The organism is Bradyrhizobium sp. USDA 4473, from assembly GCF_054063335.1.
This window is the reverse complement of record NZ_JBSSGE010000001.1, coordinates 4,255,746-4,268,619: the sequence shown is the minus strand read 5'-3', so window position 1 is coordinate 4,268,619 and position 12,874 is coordinate 4,255,746. Positions and strand designations below refer to the sequence as shown.

The 12,874-nt window shown below is 64.4% G+C and carries 12 protein-coding genes, 1 other RNA gene and 2 pseudogenes; 3 read left to right on the top strand and 12 right to left on the bottom strand.

Annotated elements, in window-relative coordinates; genetic code table 11:
* Window positions 1–113: 113 nt before the first annotated feature.
* From ACVW17_RS19780 to ACVW17_RS19725, 12 genes and pseudogenes are all read right to left on the bottom strand, one after another.
* Complete coding sequence (locus ACVW17_RS19780) at window positions 114–1,613, bottom strand: Do family serine endopeptidase (RefSeq protein ID WP_456753429.1); 1,500 nt, start codon at window positions 1,611–1,613, stop codon at window positions 114–116.
* A 167-nt stretch (window positions 1,614–1,780) separates the two neighbouring features.
* Window positions 1,781–1,981, bottom strand: a complete 201-nt coding sequence (locus ACVW17_RS19775) for a DUF2065 domain-containing protein (RefSeq protein WP_456753428.1) — start codon at window positions 1,979–1,981, stop codon at window positions 1,781–1,783.
* Window positions 1,982–2,090: 109 nt separating this feature from the next.
* On the bottom strand, window positions 2,091–2,990 hold the full coding sequence (gene hflC / locus ACVW17_RS19770) for a protease modulator HflC (RefSeq protein ID WP_456753427.1): 900 nt from the start codon (window positions 2,988–2,990) through the stop codon (window positions 2,091–2,093).
* The gene (gene hflK, locus ACVW17_RS19765; protein WP_456753426.1) at window positions 2,987–4,126 is read right to left on the bottom strand and encodes an FtsH protease activity modulator HflK; all 1,140 of its coding nucleotides are present in this window, start codon (window positions 4,124–4,126) and stop codon (window positions 2,987–2,989) included. Before hflK ends, hflC begins: the two co-directional genes overlap by 4 nt.
* A 144-nt stretch (window positions 4,127–4,270) precedes the next feature.
* A pseudogene (locus ACVW17_RS19760) lies at window positions 4,271–4,784 on the bottom strand (dihydrofolate reductase).
* Window positions 4,784–5,269 (bottom strand): N-acetyltransferase family protein, encoded by a 486-nt coding sequence (locus ACVW17_RS19755; protein ID WP_456753424.1) that lies wholly within the window; start codon window positions 5,267–5,269, stop codon window positions 4,784–4,786. The pseudogene ACVW17_RS19760 and the gene ACVW17_RS19755 overlap by 1 nt, the downstream one beginning before the upstream one ends.
* Window positions 5,269–6,063 carry a thymidylate synthase gene (locus tag ACVW17_RS19750; protein ID WP_456753423.1) on the bottom strand — a complete coding sequence of 265 codons (795 nt, stop codon included), beginning with the start codon at window positions 6,061–6,063 and terminating at the stop codon, window positions 5,269–5,271. The genes ACVW17_RS19755 and ACVW17_RS19750 overlap by 1 nt, the downstream gene beginning before the upstream one ends.
* A gap of 186 nt (window positions 6,064–6,249) precedes the next feature.
* Window positions 6,250–7,230 carry a tripartite tricarboxylate transporter substrate-binding protein gene (locus ACVW17_RS19745; protein WP_456753422.1) on the bottom strand — a complete coding sequence of 327 codons (981 nt, stop codon included), beginning with the start codon at window positions 7,228–7,230 and terminating at the stop codon, window positions 6,250–6,252.
* A 185-nt stretch (window positions 7,231–7,415) separates the two neighbouring features.
* Window positions 7,416–8,930, bottom strand: a complete 1,515-nt coding sequence (locus ACVW17_RS19740; RefSeq protein WP_456753421.1) for a tripartite tricarboxylate transporter permease — start codon at window positions 8,928–8,930, stop codon at window positions 7,416–7,418.
* A 7-nt stretch (window positions 8,931–8,937) separates the two neighbouring features.
* Window positions 8,938–9,438 (bottom strand): tripartite tricarboxylate transporter TctB family protein, encoded by a 501-nt coding sequence (locus ACVW17_RS19735; protein ID WP_456753420.1) that lies wholly within the window; start codon window positions 9,436–9,438, stop codon window positions 8,938–8,940.
* 93 nt (window positions 9,439–9,531) lie between these two features.
* A pseudogene (locus tag ACVW17_RS19730) lies at window positions 9,532–9,705 on the bottom strand (chromate transporter); the annotation flags it as partial.
* A 60-nt stretch (window positions 9,706–9,765) separates the two neighbouring features.
* Window positions 9,766–10,134 (bottom strand): chromate transporter, encoded by a 369-nt coding sequence (locus ACVW17_RS19725; protein ID WP_456797805.1) that lies wholly within the window; start codon window positions 10,132–10,134, stop codon window positions 9,766–9,768.
* Window positions 10,135–10,251: 117 nt separating this feature from the next.
* Here ACVW17_RS19725 and ssrA point away from each other — a divergent pair.
* The 3 genes from ssrA (at window position 10,252) to fumC (ending at window position 12,872) form a co-directional block, all read left to right on the top strand.
* Window positions 10,252–10,616: a transfer-messenger RNA gene (gene ssrA, locus ACVW17_RS19720) on the top strand.
* 144 nt (window positions 10,617–10,760) lie between these two features.
* Window positions 10,761–11,276 (top strand): SspB family protein, encoded by a 516-nt coding sequence (locus ACVW17_RS19715; RefSeq protein WP_456753418.1) that lies wholly within the window; start codon window positions 10,761–10,763, stop codon window positions 11,274–11,276.
* A gap of 180 nt (window positions 11,277–11,456) precedes the next feature.
* On the top strand, window positions 11,457–12,872 hold the full coding sequence (fumC, locus tag ACVW17_RS19710; protein WP_456753417.1) for a class II fumarate hydratase: 1,416 nt from the start codon (window positions 11,457–11,459) through the stop codon (window positions 12,870–12,872).
* Window positions 12,873–12,874: the final 2 nt, after the last annotated feature.

Here is a 12,874-nt window from a genome sequence, read left to right as displayed (position 1 = left end):
AAGCGGGGGACCGAGCATTCCAGAGACGTCGATGGAAGATGGCGAGGCCGCGGCGTACTGGATCCCCCGCTTTCGCGGGGGATGACACTCTATGACTGAGGCGCCGCTCTGCCTTACTGCACACCCAACGCGACGAAGCGCAGTTCGCCGTCGCCGTTGGAGACCAGCAGCAGCACGGACTTCTTGCCGTCCTTTTTTAGCTGGTCGACGCGCTTCTTGATGTCGGCGGCACTGGCCACCGCCTCCTGCGCCACCTCGACGATGACGTCGCCGGCCGACAGCCGCTTCTCGGCAGCATCGGAGGCATTGTCGACGCCGGTGACGACAACGCCCTTCACGCTGTCCTTGATCTTGTATTTGGTGCGCAGGTCCTTGCTCAGCGCCGCCAGGTCGAGACCGAGCGCCTTCTGGGTCACCGGCTTCTCGGCAGTGTCGTCCTTCGGCTTGGCGTTGGCCTGCTGGACCTTGTCGGTGTCCTCGAGCCGGCCGAGCGTGACTTTGCGGGTCTCCTCATTGCCCTTGCGGATGATGACGACGTCGACTTCCTTGCCGACCGCGGTGTCGGCGACGATGCGCGACAGATCCTTCGGGTCCTTGACGTCCTTGCCGTCGAACTTGACGACGACGTCGCCGGGCTCGATGCCGGCCGGCTTGGCCGGGCCCTTGTCGTCGATGCCGGCCACCAGCGCGCCGCGCGCCGGCTTGATGTTGAGGCTGTCGGCGATCTCGTCGGTGACCTGCTGGATGCGCACACCGAGCCAGCCGCGGCGCAGCTCGCCGAACTTCTGCAACTGGTCGACGACGCCGGCCACCGTCTTCGACGGCACCGCAAAGCCGAGGCCGATCGAGCCGCCGGTCGGAGAGATGATCAGCGTGTTGACGCCGATCACCTCGCCGTCGAGGTTGAACAGCGGACCGCCGGAATTGCCGCGATTGATCGCGGCGTCGGTCTGGATGTAGCTGTCATACGGGCCCTGGCTGATGTCGCGGTTCTTGGCCGAGACGATGCCCGCGGTCACCGTGCCGCCGAGGCTGAACGGGTTGCCGATCGCGACCACCCAGTCGCCGAGGCGGATCTTGTCGCTGTCACCGAACTTGACCGCAGTCAGCGGCTTCGGCGGCTTGAACTTCAGCACCGCAAGGTCGGTCTTCTTGTCGACGCCGACCAGCTCGGCCTTGATCTTGGTGCCGTCGTTGAGGATGACGTTGATCTCGTCGGCGTCGGCGATGACGTGATTGTTGGTGACGACGATCCCCGCGGTGTCGACGATGAAGCCGGAGCCGAGCGAGTTGGTCTTGCGCGGCTGGAACTCGCCGCCCTTCTCGCCGCCCTTGCCGGGCGGCCCGCGGCGGTTCTTGAAGAAATCGTCGAAGAATTCCTCGAACGGCGAGCCCGGCGGCAGCTGCGGCATCGCGCCGCCGCTCTTGGCCTCGATGGTCTGCGAGGTCGAGATATTGACGACGGCGTCGATCACCTTCTCGGCGATGTCGGCGATACCCTCGGGTCCGCGCGCGAACGCCGGCACGGAGCTCAGCATGCTCGCAGCACCGATCGAGATCGCGGCCCCCATCATGCGGAGGCGGCGGCTCAGGGCTGGTCTGGCAGCGATCATGTCGGAGTTTCTCCAGGCAAACGGGTTCAAACTAGCTCGTTAGAGAGTGCGCCCGAACGGGCATATGGCGCAAGCATCTCAGCCGGGCATTTCGGCGAAAAACCGGCGGCGCGAGGCTCACGATTATGTTGATTCCGGCGCGATCTGCCCGGCGGAACAGGCAATGTTCAGCGCCGCACCACCCAGATCAGGATTAGCCCGGCGACCGCCGAGCCGATGCCGACGATCCGCAGGACGTTGTCGGGCGTGGCGAGCGCGCTCTTCATCGCCCGGCGCATCCAGGCAGGGCTTGCCGCGAACAGGATGCCTTCGAGCACGAACAGGATTCCCAACCCGATGAGGAAGTCGCCGAACGCTATTGACCTCATCGGATGGCAACCTCCCCGCACGATGTTGTTATTCTTGAAACGGCAGCGACGCGTTGTCCGCGTCGCTGCCAAGCCGTGATGTTCAAGGCGCTACGTTCAAGTCGTGACGTTACTGTTTCGCCGCGGCGGCCGCCTCAGGCGGCTTGCCGCTGGCACTGCCGAAGTATTTGAAGAATTCCGAGTCCGGCCGCAACAGGAAACGCGTGTCGTTGGGCTTGAGGCCGTTCTCATAGGCCGTCATCGAGCGGTAGAACGCGAAGAAGTCCTTGTCCTTGCCGTAGGCTTCGGCGAACAGGCGGTTGCGCTCGGCATCGCCCGCACCGCGGGTCTGATCCGCCGCCGAGTTCGCCTCGGCGACGATCACGGTCGCTTCGCGGTCGGCCTTGGAACGGATTTCCTGCGCCTTCTGGTCGCCCTGGGCACGGAACTCGGCCGCCTCGCGCTGACGCTCGGTCTTCATCCGGTCATAGACCGCCTGGCTGTTCTGCTCCGGCAGGTCGGCGCGGCGGATCCGGACGTCGACAACCTCGATGCCGTAGCCGTCGGCTTCCTTGTCGAGCTGCTCGCGGATCCGCGACATCAGCTTCTCGCGTTCGTCACGCACCACCGTGATGAAGTTGACCTCGCCGAGCACGCGGCGCAGCGCCGCGTTCAAGAGCGTGGTCAACTGCAAATTGGCGGCCTGGATCGACCCGACGCTGGTGTAGTAGCGCAGCGCATTCTTGATGCGATAGCGCGCAAAGGCGTCGACCACGAGTCGCTTCTGGTCGGAGGCGATCACTTCCTGCGACGGATTTTCGAGATCGAGGATGCGCTTGTCGACATTGATCACCGAATTCCACGGCGCCTTGAAGTGCAGGCCGGGATCGGTGACGACCTCAACCGGCTCGCCGAACCGCAGCACGATGGTCTGCTCGGTCTGCTGCACGGTGAACACCGAGCTGTAGCCGACGGCAAGAACGATGAAGAGAACGATCAGGGACAGGATGCCGGTGACGGGGGACCTCATCGGGTGGCTCCCTGCTGGCCGGTCGTGGTCGGCGGTGCCGGCGGACGCTTCGTCGTCAGCTCGCCGAGCGGAAGATAGGGCACGATGTTCTGGCCCTGGCCGCCGTCGTAAACCAGCTTCTCGGAGCCGCCGAGCACTTTTTCCATGGTCTCCAGATAGATGCGCTCGCGCGTCACGTCGGGTGCCTTCTTGTACTCGTCATAGACCTTGAGGAAGCGCGCGCTCTGGCCCTTGGCCTCGGCGACCGCCTGCTCCTTGTAGCCTTCGGCGGCCTGCTGGATCTGCGCGGCACGGCCGCGCGCTTCCGGCACGATCCGGTTGGCGTAGGTCTGCGCCTCGTTCTGCTTGCGCTCGAGGTCGGCGCGTGCCGCCTGCACGTCGCGGAACGCGTCGATCACCTGCGCCGGCGGATCGACCTTCTGCATCTGCACCTGCGTGATCTGGATGCCCGCATTGTAGGTATCGAGCGTCTTCTGCATCAGCTCCTGGACGTTCTGCTCGGTGACGTTGCGCGCCCCGGTCAGGATCGGCTGGATCTGCGAACGACCGATCACCTCGCGCATCGCGCTTTCGGCAACCGCCTTCACGGTGCCTTCCGGATTCTGGATGTTGAACAGATACGCGCCGGCCCCGCCCGGCTTGATGCGCCAGAGCACGGTGAAGTCGACGTCGACGATGTTTTCGTCGCCGGTCAGCATCAGGCTCTCTTCCGGCACGTCGCGCATGGTGCGGCCGCGCCGTGCGGGATCGTCGATCAGGGTCATGCCGATCGAGATCGTGTTGACGCGCAGCGCCTTCGGCAGCAGCACCGTCTCGATCGGATATGGCAGGTGATAGCGCAGGCCCGGCTGCGCATCGCGGTCATACTTGCCGAAGCGCATGACGACGCCGAGCTCCTCGGACTGGACGCGGAAGATGCCGGTCGCAAACCAGATCGCGAGCGCAGCAACCAGCACCAGCGCGATGCCCATGCCGCTGAAATGGCCGCCGGGCAGCCACTGCTGGAGGCGGTCCTGGCCGCGCCGCAGCAGATCCTCAAGATCCGGCGGCCTCGGCCCGGCTGACTGCGGACCCGTGCCCCACGGCCCTTTCGGACCCGAGCCCCATGGCCCCCCGCCTTGATTTTTCCACGGCATCAAACATCTCCTCGGCAAGCCCGGACGGGACGCCCCGGCTCGAATGTCCGGCCCGGTTATAGGGGACCGTCAGGGCCCTTACAACGCAAGCTTCCTGGCCGGACGAGCTATGCGCCGGGGCATAATTGTCAATGCAAACATTGGTTAACGTTGGCCGCGCCGACGATATGTCACATAGGAGAAGTCGACGCTGTCGTCCGGGCCTGCCGGATTCCGCACGCGCGCGACCTCCTCCCACACCTTGGTGTCGATCTTGTCGAACCGTGTATCGCCGTCAGGCCGGGCGTGGACCTCGGTGATCTCCAGGCGATCGGCCGTGCCCATCCATTGCGCATAGATCTCCGCGCCCCCGATGATCGCGATTTCAGTGGCGAAACGCCGCAGCGCGTCACCAAGCGCAATTGCACGCGCGTTCTCGAACGAGTTCGTGACGAGGGCGCCGCGGCGCGCGATAATTCGGATCGCGCGTCACCACGATGTTGGTGCGCCCCGGCAGCGGCCTGGGCAGGGATTCGAACGTCTTGCGTCCCATCACGATCGGCTTGTTCAGCGTGATCGCCTTCAAGCGCCGCAGGTCCGATTTCAGCCGCCACGGAATTGCGTTATTGTTTCCGATCACGCCGTTCTCGGCGACCGCGACGACGAGCACGACTTCCATCAGCGCGGCCCTTCCGCAAGCGCCGACAGCGCCGCGCCGGAGACGCGGCAAATCGTCCACTCGTCCATCATCTCGGCACCGAGCGACTTGTAGAACGCGATCGACGGCGCGTTCCAGTCGAGCACCGCCCATTGCAGGCGCGACCAGCCATTGGCGAGACATTGCTTGGCCAGATGCACCAGCAGCGCCTTGCCGATGCCCTTGCCGCGCAGTGCCGGACGCACGAACAGGTCTTCGAGATAGATGCCGTGGCGGCCGGCGAAGGTCGAGAAATTGACGAACCAGACGGCGAAGCCGGCCGGCTCGCCGTTCCATTCCGCGATGTCGCAATAAAGCCGCGGGCTGGCGCCGAACAGCGCCTCGGCGATATCGGCCTCGCTGGCATGGACCTCGTGCAGAAGCTTTTCGTAGTCGGCGAGCTCGCGGACCAGCGAGAGCACCAGTCCGGCCTCATCGGGGCGCGCGCGGCGGATGGTCAGCGACATCAGACCGCGACTTCGGCCTTGATGTGCGGATGCGGGTCGTAGCCTTCGAGTTTGAAGTCCTCGTAGCGGAACGCGAAGATATCCTTCACGTCAGGGTTGATCGCCATCGTCGGCAGCGGCCGCGTCGGCCGCGTCAATTGCAGGCGCGCCTGCTCGAGATGGTTCGAGTAGAGATGCGCATCACCGAGCGAGTGAACGAAATCGCCGGGCTTCAGTCCGGTCACCTGCGCGACCATCATGGTCAGGAGCGCATAGGAGGCGATGTTGAAGGGCACGCCGAGGAAGACGTCGGCCGAGCGCTGATAGAGCTGGCAGGAGAGCTTGCCGTTGGCCACATAGAACTGGAACAGGCAGTGGCACGGCGGCAGCGCCATCTTGTCCACCTCGGCCGGATTCCAGGCGCTGACGATCAGCCGCCGCGAATCCGGGTTGCGCTTGATCATCTCGATCACGTTCGAAATCTGGTCGATGCTGCGGCCATCGGGCGCGGGCCAGGAGCGCCATTGCGACCCGTAGACCGGGCCGAGATCGCCATTGGCGTCGGCCCATTCGTCCCAGATCGTGACGCCGTTGTCGTTGAGATATTTGATGTTGGTGTCGCCGGCGAGGAACCAGAGCAGCTCGTGCACGATCGCCTTCAGCGGCAGCCGCTTGGTGGTCAGCATCGGGAAGCCGGCCGACAGGTTGAAGCGCATCTGGTGGCCGAAGATCGACAGCGTGCCGGTGCCGGTGCGGTCGTGCTTCTCCGCACCATCGGCGAGGATGCGTTCGAGCAGGTCGTGATACTGGTTCATGACAGGTTCTTGGCGGTCTTTTCGGAGCTTCGAGAGAACGGCGAATGTAGCGGCGAGGGCCGCCGGTCGACACGCTGATTCGGCTGAACGCACCGATTATACCCTGAAAAATGAACACTCCCCCGGCAAACGACAAGGGGCGGAACTCGCGTTCCGCCCCTCGCCTATCCACTTGTTTGCGCTGGATTAAGTTGCCGGTTTCAGCACCGGGGTCCACTTCGCGATCTCGTCCTTGACCAGGGCAGCGAGCGCCTCCGGCGTGCGGCTGGTGGGCGCCGGGATCACGCTGCCGAGCTCGAGCAGGCGCTTGCGGACATTGTCGTCGTCGAGCGCCTTGATGGCCGCGCCATTCAGCGTGGCGATGATGGCGGGCGAAGTTCCCTTCGGCGCGAAAATCGCGTTCCAGGCCTGGGCCTGGAACGTCGGCAGGCCGGCTTCCCTCGTGGTCGGCACGTCAGGCAGCGACGGATTGCGCTCGGGGGTCGCAACCGCATAAGCCTTGATGGTGCCGGCGTTGATCTGCGGGACCGCATTGACGATCTGGTCGCACATGTAATCGACCTGGCCGGCGACCAGCGCGTTCATCGCAGGTCCCGTTCCGTTGAAGGGCACGCCGACCGGCTTGATGTCGAGGATCGAGTTCAACAGCTCGCAGGAGGCGTGCGACACCGAGCCGATGCCGGCATGCGCGGCGTTGACCTTCTCGGCATTGGCCTTCACGTAGGCGACGAACTCCTTGAGATCCTTCGGCGGGAAATCCTTGCGGGCAAGGATCAGGATCGGCGTGCCGGCGAGCAGCGCGACCGGCTCGAAATCCTTTTCCGGGTGATAGGCAAGCTTCGGATAGAGCGGCACGGACGCGGCGTGCGTGCCCATATGTCCGGTGACCAGCGTGTAGCCGTCATTGCCGGCGCGTGCGGCGCGCGTCGTCGCCGTGGTGCCGCCGGCGCCGACCACATTCTCGATGACGATGCTCTGGCCGAGCGTCTGCGCCATATGCGCGGTGACGATGCGCGAGATGACGTCGGTCGGACCGCCGGCTGCGAACGGCACGATCATGGTGATGGTGCGGGTCGGATAATTCTGCGCGGATGCCGGCACGGCGAATGCACCGAGCGCGGCAAATGCCGACAGGCATGCGCCCGCAAGCGAGCGAATGGACATCATCTCGATTCCTCCCGGGAACGTTTGACCAATAAAAATGCCGGCCAAATCGGCCGGCATTTTCATTTCATGAGACGACATCGAGTGTCGATTCGACTTCCGCCTGCGGCGCGCCGACGCAGGGCCGGAGCTTCCTGTTTGAGCATGATCTATCCGGAAAACCGCTTTACACTTTTCCGGATCATGCTCTAGCCCTCGGACTCCACGAACACTTCGTCGCGCTTCGCACGCAAGGTCGGCAACACGGCAAGCACCAGGAGACCTGCCGCGATCGCCAGCAGCACCGCCGACAGCGGCCGCGAGACGAACACGCTCCAGTCGCCGCGCGAGATCAGTAGCGCGCGACGCAGATTCTCCTCCATCAGCGGGCCCAGCACCATGCCGAGCAGCAGCGGCGCCGGCTCGAAATCGTGCTTGATCAGCCAGTAGCCGATGAGACCGAACGCGCCGGCGAGAACGACGTCGACCGGCGCGTTGTTCACCGAGTAGATGCCGATCGCGCAGAACACCACGATCGAAGGGAACATCAGCCGGTACGGCACGCGCAGCAGGCGGACCCAGATGCCGACCAGCGGCAGGTTGATGATGATCAGCATCAAATTGCCGATCCACATCGAGGCGATCATGCCCCAGACCAGGTCGGGCTGCTTCTGCATCACCTGCGGGCCCGGCACGATGCCATGAATGGTCATCGCGCCGACCATCAGCGCCATCACCGCGTTCGGCGGGATGCCCAGCGTGAGCAGCGGGATGAACGAGGTCTGCGCCGCGGCATTGTTGGCGCTTTCCGGCGCCGCCACGCCCTCGATCGCGCCGCGGCCGAACCGCGATGGATTCTTCGCCAGCTTCTTCTCCAGCGTGTAGGCCGCGAACGACGCGATCACGGCGCCGCCGCCCGGCAGGATGCCGAGGATCGAGCCGAGCACGGTGCCGCGCAGGATCGCTGGCGTGGAGTCCGCCAGATCCTTCCTGGTCGGCATCAGGCCGGTGATCTTCTGCTGCACCAGATTGCGGTCCATCTCCGCGCCATGGTCGAGGTTGCGGATGATCTCCGCGAAGCCGAACACACCCATCGCCACGGTGGCGAAGCCGAGGCCGTCGGCAAGTTCCGGGATGTTGAAGGCCATGCGCGAGGCGCCGGTCTCGATGTCGGAGCCGACCATCGACAGCAGCAGGCCGAACACGATCATCGCGATCGCCTTCAGCACCGAGCCCTTGGCGAGCACCACGGCAAAGATCAGGCCGAGCACCATCAGCGAGAAATATTCGGCCGGACCGAACGCCAGCGCGAGCTTGGTCAGCGGCGCGCCGAGCACGGCGATCAGCACGGTCGCGACGCAGCCGGCGAAGAACGAGCCGATCGCTGCGATCGCGAGTGCCGGACCGGCGCGGCCCTGCCTGGCCATCTGGTGGCCGTCGAGCGCGGTCACCACCGAGGTCGCCTCGCCGGGAATATTGACCAGGATCGAGGTGGTCGACCCGCCATATTGCGCACCGTAATAGATGCCGGCGAGCATGATCAGCGCGCCAACCGGCGGCAGGCCGAAGGTGATCGGCAGCAGCATGGCGACGGTGGCGATGGTGCCGATGCCCGGCAGCACGCCGACCAGCGTGCCGACCAGCGCACCGATCAGACACATCAGAAGGTTGATCGGCGAGAAGGCGACCGCGAAACCATGGGCGAGATTGGCAAACAGTTCCATCACGCCCTCACTGGATCAGGAAACGCGGGAACATCGGCATCGGAAGTCCCAGTACATAAGGAAACAGCAGCGCGCAGCCGATCGTCAGGCAGGCACCGACAATGATGGCTTCGATCCATTTGGTCTCGTGCGAGCCGAGCGCCGCGATCAGGAAGGCGGCAAAGGCGGAGACCACGAGCCCGAGCGGCCGGATCGCGACTGCGAAGAACACGATGGCTGCGGACACGAACAACGGGCCGCGCCAGGAATAGGCCGCGATGTCAGGGCCGTCCTTGAGAATGCCCATCAGCGCGACGGCGCCGCCGAGCAGCAGCAGCAGCACGGCAAACATCCGCGGCGCAGTCCCGGCACCGAACGAAAATCCGTGCATGCCCTGCAGATCGCTCGAGGCCCACAACGCAAACAGCGCAACCGCGACCATGGCGAGCCCGCCGATGAAGTCCTGCGGGCCGCGTATCCATTCCGGCAAGATCGATTTGACCGGCGCCTCGCTCGGCGTATCGCTCATGACTTCGCTTCCCCCGTCAGGGCTGTCCCGCCCGTTTTGATTGAATGGCTTGGCTTGTGATGCGTTGACCGCAAGCCTTGCTAGCGATTTTCATCAGACAACGCCAGCGAAACCCAGGAGACCTCCGGCAAGCAACATCCACAAAGGATTGATCCGCGTGGCAAATGCAAGCGCGGCTGCGACAATGGTGATCAGGACCGCGATCCAACTTTGGTCTGATGTCCGCGCCACGATCAGGCCGGAGGCAGCCATCAGGCCGATCGACAGCGAAGACCGCTGATGGAATGACGAGGCCTGCGACATCACGCCGCTTCAGCAGCGGCTTCATCATCTTGAGGACGACGGCAAACAGCAGCCCGACCGCGGCACAGGCGACGCCTGCAAGCGTTCGGCGCAACATGACGCCATCGCCGTAGCGGGCGTAGAGCGCGGCCAGCATGGGTCGCGATCACCATCGATGGCCCGACCAGCCCGTCGAAACACGACCGACAGGTTGACGATGTTCGGACCCGGCAGGAAATGGCACAGCGCGAGGGTCTCGTTGAACTCCTCCGCCGTCATCCAGCGGCGCTGCTCGACGATCGACCGCCGGGCCCAGACCAGCACCCCGCCGAAGCCGGCCAGCGACATCTTGGCGAACGCCAGGAACAACTCGAACAGGCCGGGCTGGTTGGGCGGCGATGGGTCGGAAGGCATCCGGCGCCGGGGCGGCAACCGGCGGGAATTCCGGAGGCATGGACGGATGCTAGAACGCCACCCGGAGGCGGACCACCCCAATTTGGTGTGTTTTCACAGCCGAAAGGGCCTGAATCGGCTCTGTTTTTCTACGACTTTGCCGCTATATTGGGGGTGCCGGTTCGCCGGCTATGGAAATAAATGGCCGTCGCAATAAACCATTCGGACCCGGGGGCGGTACCCGGCGCCTCCACCAAAACCCATCCCAAACCCTTGTTTCGGTGGCTTTTGGCGGGGGCGAAATAGGATCGACGAGGGCGTAAAGGGCGTGTTTTTTCTCGGTATGGTTCCGCCGTTATCGGGCTAATGCAATAGTTGCCAACGACAACTTTGCTCCGGTTGCTCAGGCTGCGTAACGCAGTTTGAAAGACCATCTTAAAGTCCTAGCGGGTTAAGCTCCGCTAGGCGGGGTTCGGAGGCACCTGGCAACAGAAGCCTCCACTTTATTTCCAATCGGGCGTCCGCCCGCATTTCAGCCACCAGCCCTGCTGATTTCCGGCTCCCGGCGGGGTAGCATATCGCCAAAAGGGCGAGTCGGATCGACCGGCGCGGCCTTGCCGACCATTTTTCGAAGCGACAGGATCACCATGGCGACCGATCACATCCGATATGACGTGCTGGCGCGCGATGCGCTGCGCGGGGTGCTGCGCCGGGTGCTGTCCGACGCCGCCGAGCATGGCCTGCCGGGTGAGCACCATTTCTACATCACCTTCCTGTCGCATGGCGACGGCGTGAAGCTGTCGCCCCGGCTGCTCGCCCAATATCCGGAAGAGATGACCATCATCCTCCAGCACCAGTTCTGGGATCTGGTGGTGACCGAGGATCGCTTCGAGGTCGGCCTGTCGTTCGGCGGGATTCCGGAGCGGCTGACCGTGCCGTTCGCCGCGGTGACCCGCTTCCTCGATCCGTCCGCGCCGTTCGATCTGCGCTTCGACGTCTCGGACGCGCTGTCCGAGGAGGCCGCTCCCGCTGCGGCGCCGGCCGCTCCCCTGCCCGCACCTGCTGCCCGCGTCGAGGCCGAGACGGCCGAGACCGAGCAGGAGCCCGACAAGCCCAGCGAAGGCGCCGAGGTGGTGCGGCTCGACCGTTTCCGCAAGAAGTAATCTAAGCGCAGTTCACTCCGCGACCTTGTAGGATGTTGGTGAGGACCGGGATGACAGATCGTCATCGCGGACTATCTCTGCATGAATGAACGTGCCTTCGCGCGGCCGCCGTCGCGTTGCCGGGCCGGAAAACCCGGCGGCCTGCCGGGCCACGTTCTGATGACGCAACGGAGAGCATCCATGGCTCAATCGACCACAGCATCCAACGCCGCCACCCGCAGCGAGACCGACAGCTTCGGCCCGATCGACGTTCCCGCCGACCGCTACTGGGGCGCGCAGACCGAACGCTCGCGGCAGAATTTCAAGATCGGCCACGATCGGATGCCGATCGCGATCGTCCACGCGCTTGCCATGGTGAAGCTCGCGGCCGCCGAGACCAATCGCGAACTCGGCCAGCTCGATGCGCGCCGCGCCGACGCCATTGCCGGCGCAGCGAAGGAAGTGATCGACGGCAAGCTCGACGATCATTTTCCGCTGGTCGTCTGGCAGACCGGCTCCGGCACGCAGACCAACATGAACGTCAACGAGGTGATCGCCAACCGCGCCAACCAGATGCTCGGCGGCGAGCTCGGCGCCAAGCAGCCGATCCATCCGAACGATCATGTCAACATGAGCCAGTCCTCGAACGACTCGTTCCCGACCGCGATGCATATCGCGGCCGCAAGCCGCATCATCGCCGACCTGATCCCCGCGCTCACCGAGCTGCATCAGGCGCTGCACCGGAAGCAGGAGGCGTTCGCCAAGATCGTGAAGATCGGACGCACGCATACCCAGGACGCGACACCGCTGACGCTCGGCCAGGAATTCTCCGGCTACGCCGCGCAGGTCGAGAGCGGCATCGCGCGCTTGCACACCGCCGTGAAGGAGCTGTTTCCGCTGGCGCAGGGCGGCACCGCCGTCGGCACCGGCCTCAACTCGAAGCCGGAATTCGCCAACGCCTTCGCGAAGCATGTCGCCGAGATCACCAGGCTGCCGTTCACCAGCGCGGCGAACAAGTTCGAGGCGCTGGCCTCCAACGACGCCTATGTGCTGGTGCACGGCGCGATCAACTCGGTGGCGACCGGGCTGTTCAAGATCGCCAACGACATCCGCTTCCTCGGCTCCGGCCCGCGCTCCGGTCTCGGCGAGCTGATCCTGCCGGAGAACGAGCCGGGCTCGTCGATCATGCCGGGCAAGGTCAACCCGACCCAGTGCGAAGCCATGACGATGGTCTGCTGCCAGGTGTTCGGCAATCAGACCACGATCACCGTTGCCGGCAGCCAGGGCCATTTCGAGCTCAACGTGTACAAGCCAGTTTTGGCATATTGTATGATAAATTCCATTCAGTTGCTGTCTGACGTTGTCCGCTCATTTACTGAGCATTGCGTTGACGGCATACGCGCCGACGAAAAGCGCATCAACGAACTGATGCAGCGCTCGCTGATGCTGGTGACCGCGCTCGCACCGAAGATCGGTTACGACAACGCAGCCAAGGTCGCCAAGTCGGCGCATACGCACGGAACGACGCTGAAGGAAGAGGCTTTGCGGCTTGGATTTGTGTCTGCCGATGAATTTGATCGCCTCGTGCAGCCGGACAAAATGACACACCCCGGCTGAAC

Excerpts from the sequence above, each read along its gene's own strand:
- ACVW17_RS19715 (WP_456753418.1), top strand. The coding sequence starts at position 10,761 with ATGGCGACCGATCACATCCGATATGACGTGCTGGCGCGCGATGCGCTG.
- hflC (WP_456753427.1), bottom strand. The coding sequence starts at position 2,990 with ATGAGGTCCCCCGTCACCGGCATCCTGTCCCTGATCGTTCTCTTCATC.
- hflK (WP_456753426.1), bottom strand. The coding sequence starts at position 4,126 with ATGCCGTGGAAAAATCAAGGCGGGGGGCCATGGGGCTCGGGTCCGAAA.
- ACVW17_RS19780 (WP_456753429.1), bottom strand. The coding sequence starts at position 1,613 with ATGATCGCTGCCAGACCAGCCCTGAGCCGCCGCCTCCGCATGATGGGG.
- fumC (WP_456753417.1), top strand. The coding sequence starts at position 11,457 with ATGGCTCAATCGACCACAGCATCCAACGCCGCCACCCGCAGCGAGACC.
- ACVW17_RS19725 (WP_456797805.1), bottom strand. The coding sequence starts at position 10,134 with ATGCCTTCCGACCCATCGCCGCCCAACCAGCCCGGCCTGTTCGAGTTG.
- ACVW17_RS19740 (WP_456753421.1), bottom strand. The coding sequence starts at position 8,930 with ATGGAACTGTTTGCCAATCTCGCCCATGGTTTCGCGGTCGCCTTCTCG.
- ACVW17_RS19745 (WP_456753422.1), bottom strand. The coding sequence starts at position 7,230 with ATGATGTCCATTCGCTCGCTTGCGGGCGCATGCCTGTCGGCATTTGCC.
- ACVW17_RS19755 (WP_456753424.1), bottom strand. The coding sequence starts at position 5,269 with ATGTCGCTGACCATCCGCCGCGCGCGCCCCGATGAGGCCGGACTGGTG.
- ACVW17_RS19750 (WP_456753423.1), bottom strand. The coding sequence starts at position 6,063 with ATGAACCAGTATCACGACCTGCTCGAACGCATCCTCGCCGATGGTGCG.
- ACVW17_RS19775 (WP_456753428.1), bottom strand. The coding sequence starts at position 1,981 with ATGAGGTCAATAGCGTTCGGCGACTTCCTCATCGGGTTGGGAATCCTG.
- ACVW17_RS19735 (WP_456753420.1), bottom strand. The coding sequence starts at position 9,438 with ATGAGCGATACGCCGAGCGAGGCGCCGGTCAAATCGATCTTGCCGGAA.